This is a genomic window from Serratia sp. CY33802 (assembly GCF_052169095.1).
GTDB lineage: Bacteria > Pseudomonadota > Gammaproteobacteria > Enterobacterales > Enterobacteriaceae > Serratia > Serratia bockelmannii.
This window is the reverse complement of the sequence record NZ_JBJNLL010000002.1, coordinates 279,627-302,155: the sequence shown is the minus strand read 5'-3', so window position 1 is coordinate 302,155 and position 22,529 is coordinate 279,627. Positions and strand designations below refer to the sequence as shown.

Here is a 22,529-nt window from a genome sequence, read left to right as displayed (position 1 = left end):
TAAATATCAACTGTAGTTTTTACTAAATATTTACTATCGTTTCCGCATTGCACAGGTGTCGGGAGACGTGACGTGAATAATTGGGAAAACATTGGAAAACAGTCGGAGCACCGGTTGCCGCCGCGCGCGAGCTTCTTCAGCTATGCGGATGCCGGGCAGGCGCTGAGCTTTGATCGCAACGCCAGTCGACGCTTCCAGCTGCTGAGCGGCCGCTGGCGCTTTCGCTTCTTCGAGCATCCGGCGCAGGTGCCGGCGGCGTTTTACCGCGAGCCGATGAGTGACTGGGGCGATATGGCGGTGCCGGGCATGTGGCAACTGGAAGGGCATGGCCACCTGCAGTACACCGACGAGGGCTTCCCGTTCCCGATCGACGTGCCTTACGTGCCGACCAATAACCCGACCGGCGCCTATCAGCGCCATTTTACGCTCGATGCCGGCTGGCAAGATCAGCAAGTGCTGATCAAATTCGACGGCGTGGAAACCTACTTCGAGGTGTACGTCAACGGCCATTATGTCGGCTTCAGCAAGGGCAGCCGGCTGTGCGCCGAGTTCGATATCAGCCCCTATGTACGGCAGGGCGAGAACTTGCTGTCGGTGCGGGTGATGCAGTGGGCCGATTCCACCTACATCGAAGATCAGGACATGTGGTGGATGGCCGGCATCTTCCGCGACGTCTATCTGATTGGCCAGAGCGCCACCCACATTCACGACCTGACGTTGGTCACCACCTTTGATGAGCGCTATTGCGACGCGCAGTTGGCGATCGATGCCGAACTGCATCATCTCGGATCGCAGGCCGCCGAGGGCTGCCGCCTGCAGGCACAGCTGTTCGACGGCGATCGCTGCGTGGCGGAGCAGTGGCGCGACGATTTGCGCATCGAGCAAGCGCTAAGCTGCCGTTTCGAACTGCCGGTCAGCCGCCCGCAGCAGTGGAATGCGGAAAATCCCTACCTGTATCAACTGCTGCTCAGCCTGTATGACGGCGCCGGCAACCTGTTGGGCGTGGTGCCTCAGCGGGTGGGCTTCCGCGAGATCGCGGTGCGCGATGGGCTGATGTACGTCAACGGGCGCTACTTCAAACTGCACGGCGTCAACCGCCACGATCACGATCACCTTAAAGGGCGCGCCGTCGATATGGCGCGGGTGGAGCGCGATATCGTGCTGATGAAGCAGCACAACATCAACTCGGTGCGCACCGCCCATTACCCCAACGATCCGCGCTTTTACGAGCTGTGCGATCTCTATGGCCTGTTCGTGATGGCGGAGACCGATCTGGAGAGCCACGGCTTCGCTAACGTCGGCGATCTCAGCCGCATCACTGACGATCCGCGCTGGGAGCATGCCTACGTCGAGCGCATCGAGCGCCACGTGGCGGCACAGAAAAACCACCCGTCGATCATCATCTGGTCGCTGGGCAACGAGTCGGGCTATGGCTGCAACATTCGCGCCATGGCCCGGCGCTGCAAGGCGCTCGATCCGACTCGCCTGATCCACTATGAAGAAGATCGCGACGCCGAAGTGACCGACGTGATCAGCACCATGTATTCCCGTGTGGCGATGATGAACGCCTTCGGCGAATACCCGCACCCCAAACCGCGCATCCTGTGCGAATACGCCCATGCCATGGGCAATGGCCCCGGCGGGCTGTTCGAATACCAGTCGGTGTTCAACCGCCACGCCAGTTTGCAGGGGCACTACATCTGGGAATGGTGCGATCATGGCCTGCTGAGCCACGACGAGCAGGGACGCGAGCGCTACCAGTACGGCGGCGATTACGGCGACTACCCGAACAACTACAACTTCTGCATGGACGGCTTGATCTACCCGGATCAGCGCCCCGGCCCCGGCCTGCGTGAATACCAGCAGGTGCTGTGCCCGGTGGAGGTGACGGCGGATGAGGGGGCAGGTGACGTGCTGCGGGTGAGAAACCGCTATTGGTTCAGCTCGCTGGCGGACATCACGCTGAAGGTCAGCGTCAAGACCGACGGCCGCCAGGTGGCAAGTTACGAATTCAAGCTGCCGAATCTGCAGCCGGGCGAGAGCGAAGACATGCACCTGCCGGTGTTGGCGCTGGGGCAAGGGGAAACGCTGATCGACGTGGCGGTGTATAAGGACAGCGCCACCCGTTACGGCGAGAGCGGCCAGCGGCTGGGGCATTATCAGCATCTGCGCCAGACGGCGACGCGGCTGCCGGCTCCACCGTTGGCCGATGCGCCGGCGCTGCAATGCCGCGAGGAGAATCATCAGCTGATCGTCAGCGGCTGCCGGTTCCAGCTGGCGTTCTCGCTGCTGAGCGGCGAACTGCTTTCGTGGCGGGTAGACGGTGAAGAGGTGGTGGGGCGCGCGCCGCGCATCACCTTCTTCAAACCGGTGATCGATAACCATAAACAGGAATATGAGGGAATTTGGCTACCGCATCATTTCCCTATCATGCAGCAGCACTTCCGCCGCCTTAGCCGGCAATGGCAGGGCGAAGATCTGCTGCTCGAGGTGCACAGCCTGATTGCGCCGCCGGTATTCGACTTCGGCATGCGCTGCACCTACCGTTGGCGCATCTCCCCGCAGGGCTACGTCAGCCTGGATCTGGCCGGTGAGCCTTACGGCGATTTCCGGCAGATTATCCCGAAAATCGGTCTCGATTTCGGCATCAGCCGCCGCTTCGAGCAGGTGGAATACTACGGCCGTGGACCGGGCGAGAACTACCGCGACAGCTGCCGGACCAACCTTATCGGTCACTACCGGCAGCGCGCCGACGCGCTGTTCGAACACTATCCGTTCCCGCAGGACAACGGCAATCGGCAGGACGTGCGCTGGCTGAGCCTGCAGGATGCGGCGGGCAAGGGGATCTTCATCCAGCCGCGGCGGCCGATTAATTTCAGCCTGTGGCCTTACAGCGCCGAGAGGCTGCACCAGGCCCAACACATCAACGAGCTGGAACCGAGCGACTGCCTGACGCTGAACCTGGACGACCAGATCCTCGGCCTTGGCTCCAACTCCTGGGGCTCCGAAGTGCTGGATACCCACCGGGTTTATCTGGCGCCGTTCAGCTACGGTTTCACGCTGGTGCCGTTCGACGGTCGGCAAACGCAGGGCGCCACGCTCGCTGGTTATGACTTCACGCCCGCTCATCACCACCCGCAGTCTGCGGAGGAAAACGCATGATCATTCTCGAATCCCTGGTGGAATTTCAGCGCATTTATCACAGCGGCAAGAAGTGGCTGCGCTGCATGGAGGCGATCGCCAATGTCGATCGCATCAGTCCGAACGTATGCCATTCGATCGGCGACTCGCTGACGTATCGGCTGAGCGTCGGCGCCGGCCGGCAGCACGGCTGGCTGGAGGGCAACCGCCGTTACTTCGACGTGCACTATTACCTCGACGGGGAAGAGACCGTCGAGGTCGCCGACAAGCGGGAGCTGACGACGGTGGCGCCCTATCAGGACGAAACCGACCGCGAGTTTTTCAGCGGCGAAGGCGAGAGGCGCCGGGTCGGTAAAGGCAACGTGGTGATTTTCGAAAACCACCAGGCTCACCGCTTCACAGAAAGCGGCAAGATAAAAAAAGTCATTTTAAAAGTGACGGTGGAAGACAGCTATTTCGTCAATAAATAGCGCGCCCGCCGAACAATAACAACAAACCGAAGTCCCCTACACCATTCGGAGAATCTCTATGGCTGCGTCGAACAGAAACACCATCGGCAAGTTTGGCTTGCTGTCGATGACGTTTGCGGCAGTGTTCAGTTTCAACAACGTGATTAACAACAATATTCAGCTCGGGGTCGCCTCGTCGCCGGTGTTCCTGGTGGCGACGATCATTTACTTCATTCCCTTTTGCCTGATCATCGCCGAATTCGTCTCGCTCAACCGCAATTCCGAGGCCGGCGTCTATGCCTGGGTGAAAAGTGCGCTCGGCGGGCGCTGGGCGTTTATCACCGCCTACACCTATTGGTTCGTGAACCTGTTCTTTTTCACCGCGCTGCTGCCGCGCGTCATCGCCTACGCCTCTTACGCGTTTTTAGGCTATGACTACGTATTTACGCCGCTGACCACGGCGATCATCAGCATCTTCCTGTTCGCCTTCTCGACCTACATCTCTAACAGCGGCGCAAAACTGCTGGGGCCGATGACCTCGGTGACCTCGTCGCTGATGCTGCTGCTGACGTTTTCCTACATCATCTTGGCGGGCGCGGCGGTGTTGGGCGGCATCGAGCCGGCCGACCCGATCAACGTGCAGGCGATGACCCCGAACTTCAACTGGGCGTTCCTCGGCATTACCGCTGGATCTTCCAGGCGGCGGGCGGGGCGGAATCCGTGGCGGTGTACGTGAACGATGTGAAAGGCGGCAGCCGCGCTTTTGTTAAGGTGATCATCGTTTCCGGGCTGTTCATCGGCGTGCTGTACTCGGTGTCTTCGCTGCTGATCAACGTGTTCGTGCACCGCACCGACCTGCACTTTACCGGCGGTACGGTACAGGTGTTCGAAGGCCTGTCGGCGCACTTCGGCCTGCCGACGGTGCTGATGAACCGCTTTGTCGGCATTGTTTCCTTCACCGCCATGTTCGGTTCGCTGTTGATGTGGACGGCGGCGCCGGTGAAGATTTTCTTCACCGAAATTCCGAAGGGCATTTTCGGCGAGAAAACCATTCGCCTGAACCGGCACGGCGTGCCGACGCGCGCGGCCTGGATCCAGTTCTTCATCGTTATCCCGCTGATGCTGATCCCGACGTTGGGTTCCAGCAGCGTGCAGGATTTGATGAACACGCTGATCAACATGACCGCTGCCGCCTCGATGTTGCCGCCGCTGTTCATCATGCTGGCCTACCTGAATCTGCGGCTGAAGTACGACCGGGTGGCACGCGATTTCAAAATGGGCTCGCGGCTGCAGGGCATCGCCATCGTCAGCGTGCTGATCGCCATCTTCACCGTCGGTTTCTTCGCCTCGACGTTCCCGACCGGCGCCAGCATCATGACCATCGTGTTCTATAACGTCGGCGGGTTGGTGGTGTTTCTGGGCTACGCCTGGTGGAAGTACAATCGCTACTCGAAGACCCTGAACGCCGAGGCGCGCTACCACGAAGACATGCCGCTGGCGTGCCTCGCGCTGGAAGCGCAGGAAGGGGCGCCGGCCGGGCAACCCACGTTGACCCCGCCCGCTTGCAATAAGCCGCTGTAATCTCTCCTCTATCGGCTCCGCGTTCCGGCGCGGAGTCTCGTTTCACGGAAAAAATTCCTGCCCCGGCGCTTGCATAATACATAAGTGAATACTAATGTGTTTGTATGAACGAAAATGACATCTTCAAGGCGTTGGCCGATCCGACCCGCCGCGGCATCTTCGACAAACTTGCCGCCGGCAGCATGAACGCCAGTGCGTTGCGCGAAGGGCTGCCCATCAGCCAGTCGGCGATGTCACAACACCTGGCGGTGCTGCGCAATGCCGGGCTGATACGTGAGGCGAAGCAGGGGCGCTGCGTTAATTACCAGGTCGACCCGGACGGGCTGGCGCAGATCGCCCAGTGGCTGGCGAAGTACCGCGCCTACTGGCCGGCGCGCATCGACGCGCTGCAAACCTTGCTGAAGGACATGGATCAATGAACAAACAGGCTGAGCGGCCGCCGCGCGACCGGCTGGTGTTGGAGTATGCGATCGAGGCGCCGCCGGAAAAAGTGTGGCGCGCGCTCAGCGTTCCCGAATTGCGCGAGCAATGGCTGCCGACGGGAGATTTGGCGCAGGCTGAACCGTTGGCCGCCACGCCGGGCGAAGCAGTGAGCTATCGCCTGCGCGACGACCAACCGCCGTTTCTCGAAAGCGTCGTCACCCTGCAGATCGTGCCGGACGCCGGCGGCGGCAGCCTGCTGCGGATTATCCACCAGCTCGACGCCGCCAACGATGGCCCGCCGACGGTGATGCGCGCCGCCTGACGCGTTAAACACATTTCTCTTTGTTGCCAACCCAGGAGTTCACCGATGCGTGAGAAGATGATGCTCGTCCCGATGGTGGTGGAGCAGACCAGCCGGGGAGAACGTTCCTTTGATATTTATTCGCGCCTGCTGCGCGACCGGATCGTGTTCCTTAACGGTGAGGTCAATGACGACGTGGCCGAAATGCTGTGTGCCCAGTTGCTGTTTCTGGAGGCGGAAAACCCGGAAAAACCGATCCACCTGTACATCAACTCGCCGGGTGGGGCGATCACCAGCGGGCTGGCGATTTACGACACCATGCAGTATATCCGCGCGCCGGTGCATACGCTGTGCATGGGCACCGCGCGTTCAATGGGCTCATTCCTGCTGATGGCCGGCGAACCGGGGCACCGCATGGCGCTGCCCAACGCCAGCCTGCACGTGCACCAGCCGCTGGGCGGCTTTCAGGGGCAGGCGTCCGACATCTTGATCCACGCCGAAGAGATGAAGCGCACCAAAGTGCGGGTGATCCGGCTGTATGCCCAACATTGCGGCCTGAGCGAAGAGGAGGTGGAGCGGGTGTTGGATCGCGATCGCTTTATGACCGCCGACGAAGCGGCGGCCTGGGGATTGATCGATCGGGTATTGCGGGAAAGGTAAACATTGGTGGCCGATTATTGATTCCTGTCGGCCTTTCCTCAGGATATCCGCAGTCGTGTTAATGAAATAAATAATAAAAATGATCATATCTTATTTGGCGTTATTTAATATTTAACTTGCTTGCTAACTAACTATCTATTTGATTAGTTACCCCTCTGCCAAGCCACGCTATTCATCTTTATCGTGACTGATGAACAGCGTGGCAGGTTTCTTCTTTGTATATTTTTACCTATGTTTTTCTTTGTATTTATAACTTCGGTGTATGTATTTTTATTTTTCAGCATCAGTTCTGACCACAAATTTTGGAAAATAATCTTGCCATTGGCTTGTCTATACAACTATATCTATGGCTGAGAAATGACAAAGCTAGACTTTCCGCCATTATGTCATCGTTCTGATATCAGTGACGTCTGGCGGCGGTTATCAGCCGTTCAGACATTTTCAGGTCATTCTCATACGGTGTCGTTTTCGGAATAATGTAATTGGAAATGGCTTGAAACTAGTCTGGGTGCGGCATGTTATGACACACATTTTAAAGAAGGCTGTGCGGAGCCCGATTTTCTAAGCTCGAGCCTTGGCGAACAATGTGTTAATTGTGATGGGAATTCATAATGAAAAAGACAAGGCAGTTTCGCGGTTGGTACATGGTCGGTGCCGTTCATCTTTTGCTGGCGGTTATTTTTGGCGCTGCTTACTCATTTGGGGCATTTTTTACTGCATTACAGGCGAATTTTGGCGCGGGGAGTTTTTCTACCGCCTCAATATTCTCGTTGACGGCGTTAATTTACTACATCGTAGGCGTATTTTCCGGTGCCTGGAGCGATCGTACTTCGGTAAGGACGGTAACCGGCATCGGTATTTTACTGCTTTCTCTGGGCTTTTTGGGCAGTAGCCTGCTGGCGTCGACACTGACGGCGTTTTTGTTCACGTTTTGCCTGTTGGTTGGGGGCGGCGTCGGGTTGGTTTACGTGCCGGCTGTTTCAACCATTCAACGCTGGTTCGTCGTTCATCGAAGTTCGGCTTCCGGCTTAGCGCTGGCCGGCACCGGTTTGGGAACGCTGGTGGGGCCGATGGTGGCTGGTGGGTTGATGCAGCATTTGTCCTGGCAAAGTACCCTACAAGTTTACGCCGTCGCTATCGCTGTGCTGGGGTTATCTGCCGCCTTCGTCTTGCGAGGCAGGCCAGAGGACGTGGGAGAATATCCCGATGGGCTTGGTCCCGCTGAGGTGACATCAATACCGGGTTCCGCGTTTAACGGGAGCGTTACGTTGCGAGAAGCGGCGAGACAGGCTCAGTTTTGGTGGTTCTTTATCGCGATATTTTTCGGCTCTATCGGACTGTTCCTGGCGTTGGTTCATATTAATCCTTATGCACAACAACAGGGGCTAAATGCAACGCAGGCCAATCTGCTCATCGGTTTGATCGGCATGGGCAATATCGGCGGCCGCCTAGTTTTGGGGCGGATAGGCGACCGTATGGGCGCGCGGCGTTTTTTGGTTATCGTCACGTTGAGTTTGGCCCTGTTATGCGGCTTTTGGAGTGTGGCGCACAGCTTTACCGCGCTGGCGATTTTCGCGCTGTTATTCGGCGCGGCCAACGGCGGCTGTATTGCGCTGTATCCGGCAGTGGCCAGTACATGGTTCGGCACTGCTAATCTGGGCGCCATTCTGGGGGCGTTGTATCTCGCCGTGGGGATCGCCGCCGTTGGCGGGGGCAGCGCCGCCGGTTGGCTGTATGACCTGTATCAGAGTTACACGTTGTCTATTGCGTTGGCCGGCATTGCGGCAGTGTTATCCGCCGGGAGTGTCGCCTTGGCCGCCACCTACGGGACTCTTCATGACCGCCGACGAAGCGGCGGCCTGGGGCTTGATCGATAAGGTGCCACGAGCGCGGTGAACGGCTCAACTATGCTCGGTCGCTCGTTGCGTTTGCCAAACCCATTCAAGCCCGCATTCGACCATCGCGAAATAGAGGCTGAAGTAGCGCTCCGCCATGATAAAGAACGAGCTGTTGAGTTCGATCACCACGTTATTGGTGGTGGTCAGCAGGCCGGATTTTTCCGCCGCCTGCAGAATGCGATTCACGTGCGCGCGTGAGACGGAGCACGACTTGGCGATTTTCGCCGAGGAGAGCAGCAGAAAGGGGGAGTCCTGCCGGATGCTTTCGATATGCAGCATCAGCAGCACCATGTGGCCGGCGTCCTTGCTGATAAACAGTCCGGATTGCGGCACCAGATCGATCAGGTAGATCTCCTTGAGCATCAGCTGCCCGTAGGCGGCGAAAAAGGTGGGCAGAAAGTCGGGCGCCGCCAGCAGCGTCGCGATGGGCATCTGTGGCGCCAGCGCCTGATAGGGCAACGCCATTGAGGCGATCAGCGCCTGGGTTTCCGCCAGCGCGTGCGGCGTAGGTTTATAGCGCAGCTGGCGTTTGTCATGTTCGCAGGGTTTGACCTCCAGTCTACGGCCGACCCGCAAAAAAAACAGAAAGGAGTCCAGGGAGTTCTCGCTGATCACATTCTTCCCTTTAAAAAAGGCTTTGATGTCTTTCAGCCCGGCGGCGGGCTGGTGGTAATAAATGGACAGGATAGTGGAGCAAATGATGAACCGGCTGTTCCTGAAGATGATTTTATAAAACAGCGGATGTTTCTTGTAGGTCTCTTTTAATAACTCCCCGTGTTTGACGATGGCGGCGTGAAACGCCGGTGTTTGCCTGATGATGTTGGCCTGTTTCTCCAGGTGAAACTGTAGCTGGAATCTGCTTAGACTCATTTTCCCTATTTCCTGTACTTAAAAAAAATGTGCTGCTTTTTATCGTTATGGATTTGCTGTGTATGACTTGACGATCTGTTGGCCTTGGTCGTTGATGAGGGTGGCCTGAACGGTGATCTGAGAGGGGAGCCCCGACGCCGCAACGCCGTCGAGGTGATAATCCCGCGTGCTGAATGGCGCGGTCATCATGTCGCTTTCTTGCCGCACCGGGGCATCGCGCCTGTCGGTTTGCACGGCGATGCGAGCGAAGGAGAGATAAAACGCCGACCGGTTGTGACAGCGCAGCAGATAGCCACGCGGTGATTTTTGCAGCGTGAACGAAACGGCCTCGGCCGCGTTGTCGGCGTTTCCCTTCAGCGCTCTGGGGCGGTAGAAGATTTTCATCTGCGTGTTCATCGCCATCGTCACGCGCGACGCCTGTGGCGGCGTGATCGGCCGGCTGGGCGGGATCTCATACAGGTTAAGCCAGAACACCGACTCCCTGTCGGTGGGCAGGCTCGCGCCGGCAAACAGGATCCGCAGCCCTTTCAGCGCGGAAGGCGGCAGGGCGAATACGCTGGGCAGGGTGACAAACGGCGCACGGGACAGTTCGGGGGCGGCGTTGACGTCGCCGTTATCGACCCAGGTTTGCGCTACGATCGGATAGCCGTTGGTGTTGAGCAGCATCAGGGTTTTTTCCGTCTCGCCCTCGTGAAAGATCACCCGCGTGGCGGAGGCGATGATACCCGCCTGCGCGCCCATGGTCGCCAGCGTCAGCAACAGGGCGCATCCCATCGTCAGATATTTCTTTCTCATCATTGCACCTTAACCCAGACGTAGGCCCTGGCGTCCACTTTGCCCGCGGTGACGGTCTGCCCGGGCAGCCGGGCGAGCGTGGCAGTGAGTTGGGTGGTGTAGTGGGTAAACCCCGCCGCGGTGCTGCCCCCGCCGCTGGCGCCGTTAAGCACTGGGTACCAGCCGGCGTCATTACCTTGCGGGCATTGCCCGGCGCTGCAGCGCGCCCAGCCGACGAAGTTCATCGGCGCGCCGTTGCCGGCGTTGGCGAGCGCGATACCCACGCCGGTGGCGACGCTGCTGTCGGTGCCGTAGCCGCTGGAGAGCAGGTAACTTACGCCGCCGTTGGCGCTGACTAACCCGAGCCGCTGCGCCGCGACATAGCTTTCATACGGCACCTGCAGGCCGAGGGCGGTATTGTTGCTGCTGACGCCGGACACGGCGGCGTTGTCACATTCGATATTGAGGGTGAACTGCGCCTGTGAGGTTTGCCCGGCGGTCAGCTGGCTGACGGAGAGGGTCGGCAGGATCACCAGCGGCGTGACGTTGCGCGCCACGCAGGTGGCGGTATAGGTCAATGAGGAGATCGGTGCGGTGCCCATGCCCATCGCGTTCCAGCGCCCGGTGCCCCAGGTGGCGTAGTTGGTGGCGGAGTCGCTGCCGATAGGATCCGAGGCGATGCCGGGCCCCTGAAAGGTGACATAGCCGTTCGGCTGCGTGCAGGTATAGTTCGAATTGCCGGTGGTCGATGCCATGCCCACTAGCGGGTTGCCGGCGCTGTAGCCACAGTAGTTGCTGGCGCCCGCACCCGGCAGCGAACTGATGCGGATCAGGTCGGCACGGATGGCGCTGAAGTCTTTCACCCGGATCTGAATTTTGCTGCCGACGGTGGCGTAGCGGGTAATCGGCGCCGACTGCCAGTAGCGGGTAAAAACCTTGCCGGAATCCAGGTGGGTCAGGCGGATGCCGACGTAGGGGAAATAGGTGGCGTAGTAGTTGGGGTTGCCGTCTTGGGCGCCCAGATCGTAATAGCCGCCGACGCGATCGTCGCCGTTGGTGGCGAAGACTTCATAGATCTGCCCCGCATCGCTGGCGTCGCACTCATACAGCACCTTGTTGGGATCCGGATAGCGCGTGCCGGACGTAAGATCGAACACGCTGGTGCCGAGCGGCGTACCGACGGGCTGCAGGTAAGTGCTGGTCAGATTGACCCGGCCCAGCGCCGTGCCCACCCCGCAGGGATCGCAACCGGAATCGATCCAGGGGGCGACTCGGGTGCATTGGGCCAGCGCGGCGGGCGCGCCGAACAGCGACAGAGCAAGCAGCGCCAGGGCGGCGATCGGGTAAGCAATACGTTTCATCGTCTCTCCTGAGAATACGTTTAATGGGCTAGCGACATGGGGCGCTAAGCCGCTGAATCGGGCCGTCTTCCCCGGCGGGCAAGCGGTAATGCAGCGTGCACTGCTGGCCGGGTGCGTCGCCCCAGTTCAGCGTCAGTTCCCCGGCGCGCTTATCGCTGCGCAGATATACCTGATTGGCCTGGCCGACCATGCCCACGCTGTTGCCTGCCGCGTCAAGGACGTTGGCGCCCATCGGGATCGGTGCGTTATCGGGCCGCTGCGCGGTGATCAGCAGCGCCTGGCCGCGCACGGTGTTGAAGTGCAGGCGCACCGTGGCGCCGGCGTACGGGGCGACGCGGCGCTGGCCGTCTTCCAGTTCCGCTTTGTCGTTCATGCCCTCGGGGTTCAGCGCGACGGTGTTGTAGTGATAGGGCACCAGCGACGGCGCCAGGGCGTAGCCGAAGCGATCGACGCGCGCGCCCTGGCCGTCCATCACCCGTGCGCCGCTGGCGCCGGGCGCATCGATCAGGGCGAAGGTATCGCCGACATACGGCCCTAATGTCACGCCGCCGCGGTGCGCCACCACGGCGCCCTGCAGCGACAGTGAGCCTTGTCGGTACTGGCGCGCGGTGGAGAACGAGCCGGTGACGTTGGCGTAAGGCAGGCGGGTTTGCAGGTTGCCGCCCCAGATGCTTTGTTGGCGATCGTCGTCGGTGGTGAAGTTCAGGCCGTAGCTGACCGGCTGCTCGTCGCCGACGCTGCCCGACAGCGCAGCCTGATAGTTGCCGCCCTGACCCTGGCTGTGGTTGGCCAACAGCGAGACGCTGGGGGCGGATGATGAACGTCCGAGCGGGAAGCTCAGCGACAGGGCGGTGACGGTCTGCGTGTTCTGCGCCAGCGGCGCACTGTAGACGTTGTCCAGCGGCCCGTAGCCGCGGTAGTCGCCGTTGCTGTAGCCCAGGCTGCGGGTGCGGGTGACGGAGAGGTTAAGCGCCACGCCGTTGCCGAAGGTTTTCCCCCAACCCAACTGGAGCTGATTATCGCGGCCGCGCTGATCGCGGTAGTCCTGAGTCGAGCCGGACATCGTCAGGCTGCCGAATGCCCCCATCCCCTGATTGACGGCGACCTCGAAGCGCGAACGCTGGCGGTAGGAGTCGGACTGCCAGTTTTGGCCGGTAGTAGCGGCGCGCCGTACGCCGAGCACGTCGCTGAGATCGCGAAAGCCTTCGGTAGAGTAGCGGTAGCCGGCGATGGATAAGGTGGTGTCCGTCGGGCTGAAGGTTCGACTGTAAGAGAGGTGCAGCATCCAGCCGGAGGCGCCGCCGTCCGGCAGGCTGGCGTGGGAATAGGTGGTATCCATGCCGAAGGCGCCCAGCCAACTGCTGTACACGCCGCCCAGCATCATCGCCTGGTAGCCGTCCGCCAGCTGGTTGCCGAAGTTGAAGGTCAGGGCGTTGGTCAGGCCGTGCTGCCAGGTCACTTCGCTGAACAGATCGTTGTCGCCGACGTAGCGGGAACGGCCGACGATCGCGGAGTAGCGCGACTGGCCGGGGCGGATGGATTCCGGCACCGCGGCGAATGGCACGGTGAAGGTGCTGACGCTGCCGTCGGCTTCGGTCACCACCACGGTGAGATCGCCGGCGTAGTTGGTGGCGTACAGATCGTTGATGGCGAACGGCCCCGGCGCGACGGTGGTTTCATACAGCGTGTTTTTGCCCTGCAGCACCGTCACGCGCGCATTACTTTTTGCCACGCCGCGCACCACCGGCGCATAGCCGCGCTGTGAATCCGGCAGCATGCGATCGTCCGAGCTGAGCTGAATGCCGCGAAAGCCCAGGCCGGAGAAGAAGTGCCCGTCGGTAAAGCCTTCGCCCAACAGCATTTCGCTGCGCCAGGGCAAGATCGCGCGCTGCACGTAGCGGCGGCTGGTGTCCAGGTGGCCGCCGAACTCCCGATCGTAGCGGTAGCTGGACTGCTGGCGGTAGCGCCATAGCCCGAGGTTGAACCCGCCGTTCAGGTTGGCGTAGGTCGAGTCGAGATCGCGGGTTTGCCCCTGTCGGTAGCTGACGTGGTACTGGTTGAGGTTGTAATTGACGAAGGCCATCGATTCGCCGCTGTCCAGGCTGGCGGGATTGACGCTGCCGCGCGGCTGGCCGTTCAACAGCGCCTGCGGAATGCTCAGATCCAGCCGCAGCCGCGAGATATCGGCGTTCACCGTAATGTCCTTTAAATCCCGGCCGGGTAGCAGGCATGCTGTTTGGGGCATCGGCGGATTTTTCAGCCCGAAGCGCGTCAGCTGCGGCCGATCGAAACAGGGCAGTACCTGCTTGCCTTCACGCACGAAGCGAATTTGATCGCGCTCGAGAAACTGGCCGTTGAGGTACAGATCGATCTGATAGCTGCCGGGGGCGACGGCGTCCTGTTGGTTGAATTGACTCAGGGCGCTGTTGCTCAGCACGCTGCCGCGTAGCAGCGCGGGATCGAAGGTGTAGCCATCGGCGGCGGCGCAGCCCAGCGGCAGCGCCAGCAGCGCGCAATACCAGCGTGCGGGCAGCGGCGTCGCCTTGCGAGCATCGAACATGAAAACCTCCCTGTCTGGTTTCAGCGCGCGACGTTCAGGGTGCGTGTGATTTCCACCCCATAGTCATTGATGACGCGCAGTGCGACCTGCCGCACCTCCCCGTTCACCGGCCAGCTGGCCTGCGAAAACGGCGGGATCAGATCCGCCTGCGGGATCACGGTGCGTTTCGCGCCGCTGAGGATCGCGGCCTGGCTGACGTTGGCGTAGTAGCCGGTCGGGTTGTCGACGTGCAGCGCGTTGCCGGCCTGGCGCAGGCTGAGCCGATCGATAACGTGGTTGGCGTCACCGGACAGCCCGGCGGGGCGATAGAACACCTTCAGCCGATTGGTGACCACCAGCAGCAGTTTGTTCTTGTCGCTGTCCGTCTGGCGCACCGCGGGCACCTGCAGGAAGTTGAGGTAGAACAGCGATTCGCGATCGCGCGGCAGCGGCTGGCCGACGAACGACAGCCGCACCATCTGCCCGCTGTGCGGATTCATGCGGAAGATTTGCGGCGAGGCGACAAAGGGCGCATCGGCGTTTTCCGGCGTGGATTTGGGGTTATTGATGTCGAGCCAGATTTGCATCAGCGCCGGGGTGCCGTCGTCGTTGGTGAACTGCAGCGTTTTTTCCCGTGCCTCGGCGGGGTAGATCACGCGGTTGCCGAGCAGCGTCACGCTGGCCGACGCGTGGGTAGCGGCAAAACTTATCAGGCAAAGCGACAGGGCGGCCCATCGGCGGGCGGAGCGGGTTATCTGCGGCATAAACGTGAACCGATAAAGGGAGCGAGTCATTCAGCGCCGCCCGGCGAAGGGCGGCGCTGGCATCAACAGGTATGGCGCCTGACGCCGGCTTATTTGTAGCTAATGGCGAACTGTGCGGTGGCGATCACCGAACCGGCCGCCACGCCGGTGTCTTCCGCGTAGTAGCGGGCCACCAGGTTCTGCGAGGTGGAGGTGGCGTCTTTCGCCAGCGTCATTGCAGAGGTAGTGACGGTCGAACCGCTGGCGAACGACAGCGGCGTGGTGGCGTCGCTGTCCAGCAGTTGAATGGACACTTTGGCCGCATCGCCCGCGTTGCCCAGGTTGCCGTTAACTGTCGGGTTGTTGCCCGCCAGCACGGTTTTGATCGCCGTATCGCTGGTTGCCGCCGCACAGCCCGTGACGTTAACGGTAAAGGTGGTGTCGCCGGCGGTGGCGCCTTTGGTGGCGAGCTGGCTGGCGGCGACGGTCGGCAGCAGAACAACCGGGTTGGATTGATTGCCGTTAATATTCACCGAGCAGGTTTGCGTGCTGACTTCGCCTTTAAATTGCACCGTATTGGACGAAGCGGCCGCACAGGCGCCGGAGAGAGCCAGCATGGATAATGCGACTAATTTAACATTCATGTGAAATGCCCTTTAATTTACTTTGGAGAAAAGCTTTCCTGGCAGTAATAAATTACTGTCGTACGGTTGTTGGTTAATCATGTTGCGCAATTGTTTTTTAAACGCGTCGGCAAACATGGATTTTCATCCTAGCAAACTAAGAATTTTCCCTATAGATGTTTTGAATAAGACAATAAGGCGAGGGTGTTGATTGTTACATTTTCTTTCATTTATGCTTATGTCCTGAGAAATAGAAAATAGATCTATATCATTACGTTGCGTTTTTATTGAGTTGTCAGTTTTTGTGAATGAAATAATTTGAAACATTCATGCCTTTTTTGCGTATTAATCAATGCACTGGCTGTTGCGTGATTATTTGAAAAACATGTTATCAAGATGTTTTATATCGGTGTGCTTTGCAGGCGAATTACCCCAAAAAAGAGCAGCGACAAGCCGCCTGAGGTGTGGAAGCATGTTTTCATGCTGATAAGGAGAATTAAAGTGAGAGTGATTTATATCGACGGTTCGTCGTTGTGCCGGTTAGGTATGAAAACTTTATTGGGCGGTGGGGTGATAACCTTATCCTCTCCCAATATTAATATTATTAAAAATATAAGCCCGGCGCCTGATTTAATTATCATGGATTTTCCCCATGAAATTTATCGGTTCGAAGCCTATTTGACGTTTATTCACCTTTGCCGCGCTGAATATAAAAATGTCCGGATATTGTTCTTCGTCGATAAGACTTCGCCGCTGATCCTGGCATTTATCGCGGCGGCGCAGCCGGATGCGATTTTGCACAAACGGGAAGCGTTGCAGGTGGTGCGGGAGACCTGCGCGGCGCTGAGCCGCCGGGAAAAGGCGGGCGAACGGCGCGCGCTGAACAGGCATCAGGCGGCGGCGATCACGCCCGGCGAGGCGGCGGTGCTGTGTGAAACCGCCCGTACGGAAGATATCCGCCTGACCGCGCGGCGACTGAATTTGCACCCGAAAACCGTTTATTCGCACCTCAACAATGCCGGCAAGAAGTTCGGCATCCGCAATCGGGTGGAATTGCTGAAAATGATTGCGCTGCTGTAGATCACAACGAACGGGCTTGGCCGACGGCCAGCCGCCATTGCGTCATTTCGTCGGCGCCCGGCCCGGCCGCCAGCGCCAGGTTTTGCGCCGGCAGCGATTCGCCGGTCACGACATCCACCGCGCGCAGGGTGGCAGGGTGGCCGGTTACGCGGTCAACCACGCGCAGCGGCGGCCCGGCCAGCTCGGACAGATTCCATTTGTCGCCAATCTGAATCATCGCCATCACCAGCAGCCCGAGATCTTTTCCCTTCTCCGTCGGCAGATACTCATAACGAGCGGGGCGCGTTTGGTATTGCCGATAAACGCGCGATTGCGCAGAAGGTCACTGCCCTGTATCAGGACTTTTTGCCGCGCTTTTACGTCAACGTGTTCTTCCACGCGCTGCCGCCAGGTTCGGCCTATCTCGGCGGCGAACCGGCCGATGATTTCGTGCGGGTGACCATCGATCATATCGCGCGCGCCATGGACAACGACGCAGAGCAGCAGCAATTCCTGGCGGCCTGCTCCCGCATCCTGCAACCCTACATCGCCGCCCGCGGGTTGCGCTGGGAACTGCACGTGGACGAAACGCCGTTCTCGCTGTGGACGATTGACGGATTAAAACCGCCGGCGCCGGGGACGGCGGCAGGCGAGAAGTGGCGCAGCGAGAATCGGCCTTCGGCGTGGGAGGGAAGTTGATGGGGGAGCGGCGGCGGCAAAACGCTTTTCGCCACCGCGAACCGTTATCAGCGCTTAACCTTTTCGCTTAAAGACCTTCTGCCGTAACCAGTGTTTGATCTGGCCCCAATACTCTTTGCCCAGCAGGGCGATGGCAATGACAAACAAGGTTTCACCGACCACAACAAGCGTAGAGACAACGACAATCTTGTAGGGGATGTCGAGGAACGGAATGACAGGGAAGGCAAGCCAATACAGCAGAACCACGAAAAGCATGGAAAACCCGGCTTTTTTCCTACCACTCAGATTCTTGCTGCGTGCCAGCAGGCTAGGCAACTTGCGCAGCCAGTTTTCAAGATCGTCAATCAGGGTATAAACGACAGGGATAACCAGCAGGCTCAGCACGGTGGATGTAATCAATCCTCCGATGACGGCCACCGCCATCGGGCTGCGGAAGCTGGGGTCGGCACTGCCGAAACCCAGAGCCACAGGCAACATGCCTGCCCCCATCGCTAACGTGGTCATGATGACGGGGCGGGAACGTTTGTGGCAGGCATCAATCAGCGCTTCCGTTCGGCTCATGGGTTTATTGAGCACTTCGCCATTCGGACCGATGTGGCCGCGACGTGACTCGATCGCATAATCGACCAGCAGTATCGAGTTTTTGGTCGCAATCCCCATCAACATGATTAACCCGATCAGGGATGACATCGAGAAAGACTGCCCCGCCAACAGTAACCCAACGAATGCGCCGCCCAATGACAGTGGGAGCGCGGCCAGGATGGTGATCGGTTGGAAGAAGTCTTTGAACAGCAGAACCAGCACGATATAGATGGCCAGGATCCCGGCGACCATAGCCGTGCCGAAACCGGCAAACAGTTCCTTCATCATTTCGTCATCACCCTGCACAACCTGGTGCACGCCGACCGGCAGATTCTGGATTGACGGCAGCTTCGCCACCTGAGCGGCCAGATCCCCGAGTTGGGTGCCCGACAGTTCTACGTCAAGGGTCACGCTGCGCGTGCGATTGATGCGACTGATCTGAGCCGGTCCACTGCCTTGCTCAATGTTGACGATCTGATTGAGCAGCACCGGGCCTCTGGCACCGGGTACGGTCAAACGTTCAAGTAATCCCATATCCTCACGGATGTCTTTTGACAGCTTGACGACGATCGGGATCTGGCGCTGCTCCACGTTGAATTTTGACAGGAACTGATCGTAGTCGCCTACGGTCGCAATACGCAAAGTATCGGCAATCGCGACGCCCGATACCCCAAGATCGGCCGCTTTGGCGAAATTGGGTTGCAGGAGGATTTCGCTGCGCGCCAGCCCGGCACTGGAGGTAATGTTACCGAGGCCGGGGAGCTGCCGCAGGTCACTTAATACTGAATCGGCCGCCTTAGCCAGCAGCTGAGGGTCATCACCGGCCAACACCAACTGGTATTTTTCACCTGAGCCGCCAAACCCCACTTTGCTGCGCACCCCCGGAAGTGCTGCCATTGCCGTGCGTATCTCGCCTTCGATGACCTGCTTCTTCGGGCGCGCTTGACGCGCATCCAACAACACCGTCAGCGTTGCCATGCGAACATCGGTTTTCCCATCGGAAGCCATGACATCGCCGCCCGTTGCACCGCCACCGATGGTGGTATAGATGTTACGGATATGTGGGATGGGCGCCAGGCGATGCCGAGCGAGTTCTGCCATGGCCTGGGTTTGTTCCAGCGTGCTCCCTGGCGGCAGTTCCAACGTCACCTGCGTCTGGGAGTTGTCATCTGCAGGGAAAAAGCCCTGGGGCAGCAGAGGAATAAGCATCAGAGAGCCAATAAAGAACCCGCCGGCCAGCGCCAGGGTGAGCCCGCGGTGCCGCAGCGTCCACCGGCAGGCGCGCAGGTAGAGCGCCATCCAGAAAGGATCGCGCTGAGGGCGCGTATGCGGCTTCATCAGGTAGGCGGCCATCATTGGCGTCAGCAAGCGCGCCACAACCAGCGAGGCAAACACCGCCAGCGCCGCCGTCCATCCAAACTGCGTGAAGAATCTTCCGGCAACGCCGGACATGAAGGCCGTCGGCAGGAAAACGGCGATCAAGGCAAATGTCGTGGCGACGACGGCCAGGCCGATTTCCGAGGCGGCATCCATCGCGGCCTGGAACGGCGGTTTACCCATGCCGATGTGGCGCTCAATGTTCTCCACTTCGACGATGGCATCATCCACCAATAGGCCAATCACCAGCGACAGCGCCAGCAGCGTGACGATACTGAGCGAAAAGCCCATCATGTCCATACCGATGAAGGCCGGTAAAATCGACAGGGGCAACGCCGCCGCCGAGATCAGCGTCGCCCGGATATCGCGCAGAAACATGAAGACCACCAGGATGGCGAGAATGGCGCCTTCATAGATCATGTGCATGGAGGCGTCGAACTCCTCCTGCACAGGCCGGACAAAGTCGAAGACCTGCGTGATGTGCAAATCAGGCCGCTCCGTGCGCAACTGCGCCAGAACTTTCTCCACCTTGTCGCCGACCTCGACTTCACCGGCGCCTTTGGCGCGCGTGATCTCAAAGCCCACCACCTTCTTGCCGTTGAGGAGCGCAAGTGAACTGCGTTCCGCAATGGTGTCTTTCAGCGTCGCCACGTCGTCCAGGCGAAAACGTTGTCCGCCGGGCATCGACAGTTCCACCGCGGCTAGTTCATCCACGTTCTTGACGCGGGCGACCAAACGCAGCGGTTGTTTTCCCCGCCCCAGATCGACTCGCCCGCCCGTCGCGTCCATCTGTACATCGCGTAACTGGCGGGAAACCTCGGCAGCGGTGGCGCCAATCGCCTCCAGTTTGACCGGATCGAGTTCGACTTGAACCTCGCGGTTCACGCCGCCCACACGGGTGACTGACCCTACGCCGGCGACGCCTCTCAGACGCCGCGACAGGGTATTGTCCACGAACCAGGACAGCTCATTCTCATCCATCTTGCTGGCGCTGATGGAAAAGGCCAGGATAGGTTTGCCCGTGATGTTGAGCTTGCGAACGATAGGATCACGTAAATCCGTCGGCAACTCGGTGCGAATGCTTTGCACGGCTGACCGGACTTCATCCACCGCTTCCTGAACGGGTTTTTCCAGACGAAACTCCGCTGAGATATCGACCAGCCCGTCCTGGATCGTGGTACGCAAGTTCTTCAATCCCTGCACCGAAGAGACGGTGTCCTCCAGCTTGCGCGCTACCTCCGTTTCGAGCTGGGGCGGCGCAGCGCCCGGAAGCGAGGCGGACACGGTCACCGTAGGCACATCCATGTCCGGGAAGCTCTGGATCTTCATCAATTTGAAAGAATAAAAGCCGGCAACGCTCAAGATGACAAAGAGCAAGATAGACGGAATGGGGTTGCGAATGGACCAGGTAGAGATATTCATGATGGGCCTCTTAGCGCGGTTCCGATGAATGGGAAGCATCGGTGGTGTTGGCCAATTGGACTTTATCGCCCTCATTGAGGAATACGCCGCCGCTGGCGACGATGCGTTCCGCGCCTTGAAGACCGGACAGGATCTCCTGCTGGTCATTCACCAGACGGCCTACCGCGACTTTAAGCGGATGTGCACGCATCTCGTCATCTACGGTGAACACCAGGTGAAAACCGTCGCGCGCCACGACGGCGGATTGCGGCACGGTCAGCCCTTGCCGATCGCCGACCGTAATCAGACCGCTGGCATACGTGCCGGGCCGAATCGGCGAGGCGTTCTTCGCTGTCGATGGAAGGATGTCCACATAGGCAATCCCACGGCGCGAGGTTGAATTGACGGTGGGGGCGGCCAGGCGTACGACGCCTTCCCAGGTGTTACCGCCAGGTGAAGCGATCTGCGCTTTTTGCCCCGGTTGGATTTGTTCCAGCTGCTGCGCCGACAATTCCGCTCGCCATTCAAATTTTCCCTGGCGGATCAGGCGGAACATTTCGGTGCTTTGCATAGGAACTGAACCGATCGTGGCCGAACGAGCTGAAATGATGCCGTCGTCGGGAGCGCGTAATATCGTCTGGTCCAGCCGCAACTGCTGAGCCGCCATACGCGCTTTCGCCGATTCCAGACGCGCCTGCGCCGTTTTTTCCTGGGTTAACAACTTTTGGATGTCCTGTTCGCTCAGGCTGCCGACGCCGCGCAACAACCGCGCTCGTTTTCCATCCGCTTGCGCATTCAACGCGACTGCTTTCGCTTCGTTGAGATCGGCTTTCGCCAGCAGCCAGTCATTCATCACGGAATCGCGTGTAAATTCCGCCAGAGGTTGGCCCTGGCGTACCATATCCCCCTCCTGCACCAACAGTTTTTGCACGCGCAGCCCATTGGCTTCGGGGCTGATGATCGCCTCTTGCCAGGCCGCAATTGAACCATTGGCCGTGACGGTGCGGGAAACGGACTGTATTGCCGGCGTTGTCAGGGCCACTGTCAGCGTCGGTTTATCTGACGGTGGGGCAACCTTGTCCGCCGGCGTATCGCAGGCCGATAAGGCGGCGGCAATCGGCATCGCCAGCACGGCTGCATGCAGGGTCCGCAAAGACCAAAAGCGGGGACGCGTGTTTTTAGCTATCAGTTGTGTCATCGGGAGAACCCATAAGGTGAATGATTTGTCGAACCTGTCGCCAGCGGCGCGGCGATGTATTGCTCTGTATTGAATTTCAAACGAATACGGCGCTGTCCTGCAGCGGTTCAGCCTGGCGTTGAAGCATTGCTCGCTCTGACGAAGTGAACAGACGCCGTATCCACTTCCGCACTGTCGATCGCACGCGGCTATGATGCTCATGCGGTTCAGCCTGCCAACCCGCCACACTTTCACCGGGATCGGTATCCACGCGCGATAGATCCAACGTCCAGGGAACCGAATGCTTGGTTGTGTGGCGGTTGATCCCGCTTCCATCGGCAGCGGTCTTGCCACGACCGGCGACTTCCTTCTGAGCAGATTGAGACGCCCGGCGAGGGGGCGTTTGTATCGCCCATTCGAAGGATTCAGGCAATGGCGCGCTTTGGGTAGAGAACGCGTGTTGTCGCCGGCAGGTACGCGAGGCGTAATAGAGGGCCGCAGCCTCTGTCGCAACCAGTTTGCGGGCGTCATTCCATAACGCTTGAACGCACTCCAAATTTGCGCGCGCAACTGGCGTTTTTGCTGCGCGCTCATTCTCTACGTGACTGGGCTTGCCGGCCGGAGCGCGCAAGCGCCGGGCGCCGGATTCATTTCGGGCGGGGGGCCATGCATTCCACACAGGCACGTGCGCCGAGCCAGGCAGGGAGGCCCGCCATGTTGTTGGAACATGCTGGGTTCCTGACAAACGGTCTGATGCAGGTGCGGTTGCGCAAGCGCAGAGGATCAAAGACACGCTGAGAATAAGAGAAACGAATATGAGTCGGCGGAGCCTTGGATAGGCCCGTGTTCGCAGCATTTTTAGTTTTGAAAC

General features: G+C 59.5%; 17 protein-coding genes and 1 pseudogene. 9 read left to right on the top strand and 9 right to left on the bottom strand.

The window, feature by feature from the left end; all coding sequences use genetic code 11:
- Positions 1-72: 72 nt before the first annotated feature.
- The 7 genes and pseudogenes from ebgA (at position 73) to ACJ8HA_RS07910 (ending at position 8,432) form a co-directional block, all read left to right on the top strand.
- Positions 73-3,162, top strand: a complete 3,090-nt coding sequence (gene ebgA, locus ACJ8HA_RS07940) for a beta-galactosidase subunit alpha (protein WP_164067603.1) — start codon at positions 73-75, stop codon at positions 3,160-3,162.
- Positions 3,159-3,611, top strand: a complete 453-nt coding sequence (locus ACJ8HA_RS07935) for a beta-galactosidase subunit beta (protein ID WP_089180789.1) — start codon at positions 3,159-3,161, stop codon at positions 3,609-3,611. The genes ebgA and ACJ8HA_RS07935 overlap by 4 nt, the downstream gene beginning before the upstream one ends.
- 58 nt (positions 3,612-3,669) lie before the next feature.
- Positions 3,670-5,171: pseudogene (locus tag ACJ8HA_RS07930) on the top strand (amino acid permease).
- A gap of 104 nt (positions 5,172-5,275) precedes the next feature.
- Positions 5,276-5,590: an ArsR/SmtB family transcription factor gene (locus ACJ8HA_RS07925; protein WP_442515288.1), complete on the top strand. Its 315-nt coding sequence runs from the start codon at positions 5,276-5,278 to the stop codon at positions 5,588-5,590.
- The gene (locus ACJ8HA_RS07920; RefSeq protein ID WP_016928120.1) at positions 5,587-5,916 is read left to right on the top strand and encodes an SRPBCC family protein; all 330 of its coding nucleotides are present in this window, start codon (positions 5,587-5,589) and stop codon (positions 5,914-5,916) included. Before ACJ8HA_RS07925 ends, ACJ8HA_RS07920 begins: the two co-directional genes overlap by 4 nt.
- 45 nt (positions 5,917-5,961) lie before the next feature.
- Positions 5,962-6,555 (top strand): ATP-dependent Clp protease proteolytic subunit, encoded by a 594-nt coding sequence (locus ACJ8HA_RS07915; protein ID WP_043141566.1) that lies wholly within the window; start codon positions 5,962-5,964, stop codon positions 6,553-6,555.
- Between the two features lie 611 nt (positions 6,556-7,166).
- On the top strand, positions 7,167-8,432 hold the full coding sequence (locus ACJ8HA_RS07910) for an MFS transporter (RefSeq protein ID WP_089180792.1): 1,266 nt from the start codon (positions 7,167-7,169) through the stop codon (positions 8,430-8,432).
- Between the two features lie 24 nt (positions 8,433-8,456).
- On the opposite strand, the gene ACJ8HA_RS07905 is transcribed toward ACJ8HA_RS07910, so the two are convergent.
- From ACJ8HA_RS07905 to ACJ8HA_RS07880, 6 genes are read right to left on the bottom strand one after another with little or no spacing between them, the layout of a single operon-like run.
- Positions 8,457-9,323 (bottom strand): hypothetical protein, encoded by an 867-nt coding sequence (locus ACJ8HA_RS07905; protein ID WP_442515287.1) that lies wholly within the window; start codon positions 9,321-9,323, stop codon positions 8,457-8,459.
- Between the two features lie 45 nt (positions 9,324-9,368).
- A complete protein-coding gene (locus tag ACJ8HA_RS07900; protein ID WP_049204155.1) occupies positions 9,369-10,118 on the bottom strand; it encodes a fimbrial biogenesis chaperone in 750 nt (249 codons plus the stop codon).
- Positions 10,118-11,458: a fimbrial protein gene (locus tag ACJ8HA_RS07895; protein ID WP_038629212.1), complete on the bottom strand. Its 1,341-nt coding sequence runs from the start codon at positions 11,456-11,458 to the stop codon at positions 10,118-10,120. The genes ACJ8HA_RS07900 and ACJ8HA_RS07895 overlap by 1 nt, the downstream gene beginning before the upstream one ends.
- Before the next feature lie 28 nt (positions 11,459-11,486).
- On the bottom strand, positions 11,487-14,018 hold the full coding sequence (locus ACJ8HA_RS07890) for a fimbria/pilus outer membrane usher protein (RefSeq protein WP_442515286.1): 2,532 nt from the start codon (positions 14,016-14,018) through the stop codon (positions 11,487-11,489).
- A 20-nt stretch (positions 14,019-14,038) separates the two neighbouring features.
- Positions 14,039-14,791, bottom strand: coding sequence for a fimbrial biogenesis chaperone (locus ACJ8HA_RS07885; RefSeq protein ID WP_226905824.1), 753 nt, complete (start codon positions 14,789-14,791; stop codon positions 14,039-14,041).
- Positions 14,792-14,850: 59 nt separating this feature from the next.
- Entirely contained in the window at positions 14,851-15,384 is a 534-nt protein-coding gene (locus tag ACJ8HA_RS07880; RefSeq protein ID WP_043141548.1) for a fimbrial protein, read from the bottom strand.
- A gap of 375 nt (positions 15,385-15,759) precedes the next feature.
- Between ACJ8HA_RS07880 and ACJ8HA_RS07875 the strand changes: the two genes are divergently transcribed.
- Positions 15,760-16,443 (top strand): helix-turn-helix transcriptional regulator, encoded by a 684-nt coding sequence (locus ACJ8HA_RS07875; protein WP_230203365.1) that lies wholly within the window; start codon positions 15,760-15,762, stop codon positions 16,441-16,443.
- Between the two features lies 1 nt (position 16,444).
- Here ACJ8HA_RS07875 and ACJ8HA_RS07870 read toward each other — a convergent pair whose 3' ends face one another.
- A complete protein-coding gene (locus ACJ8HA_RS07870; RefSeq protein WP_442515285.1) occupies positions 16,445-16,660 on the bottom strand; it encodes a hypothetical protein in 216 nt (71 codons plus the stop codon).
- On the opposite strand from ACJ8HA_RS07870, the gene ACJ8HA_RS07865 reads away from it, so the two are divergent.
- Complete coding sequence (locus tag ACJ8HA_RS07865; protein ID WP_442515366.1) at positions 16,639-17,121, top strand: tautomerase family protein; 483 nt, start codon at positions 16,639-16,641, stop codon at positions 17,119-17,121. The two genes, ACJ8HA_RS07870 and ACJ8HA_RS07865, sit on opposite strands and share 22 nt — an antisense overlap.
- Before the next feature lie 54 nt (positions 17,122-17,175).
- Here ACJ8HA_RS07865 and ACJ8HA_RS07860 read toward each other — a convergent pair whose 3' ends face one another.
- Entirely contained in the window at positions 17,176-20,502 is a 3,327-nt protein-coding gene (locus ACJ8HA_RS07860; protein ID WP_164067597.1) for an efflux RND transporter permease subunit, read from the bottom strand.
- A 10-nt stretch (positions 20,503-20,512) separates the two neighbouring features.
- Positions 20,513-21,679 carry an efflux RND transporter periplasmic adaptor subunit gene (locus tag ACJ8HA_RS07855; protein ID WP_227255571.1) on the bottom strand — a complete coding sequence of 389 codons (1,167 nt, stop codon included), beginning with the start codon at positions 21,677-21,679 and terminating at the stop codon, positions 20,513-20,515.
- Between the last annotated feature and the right edge of the window lie 850 nt (positions 21,680-22,529).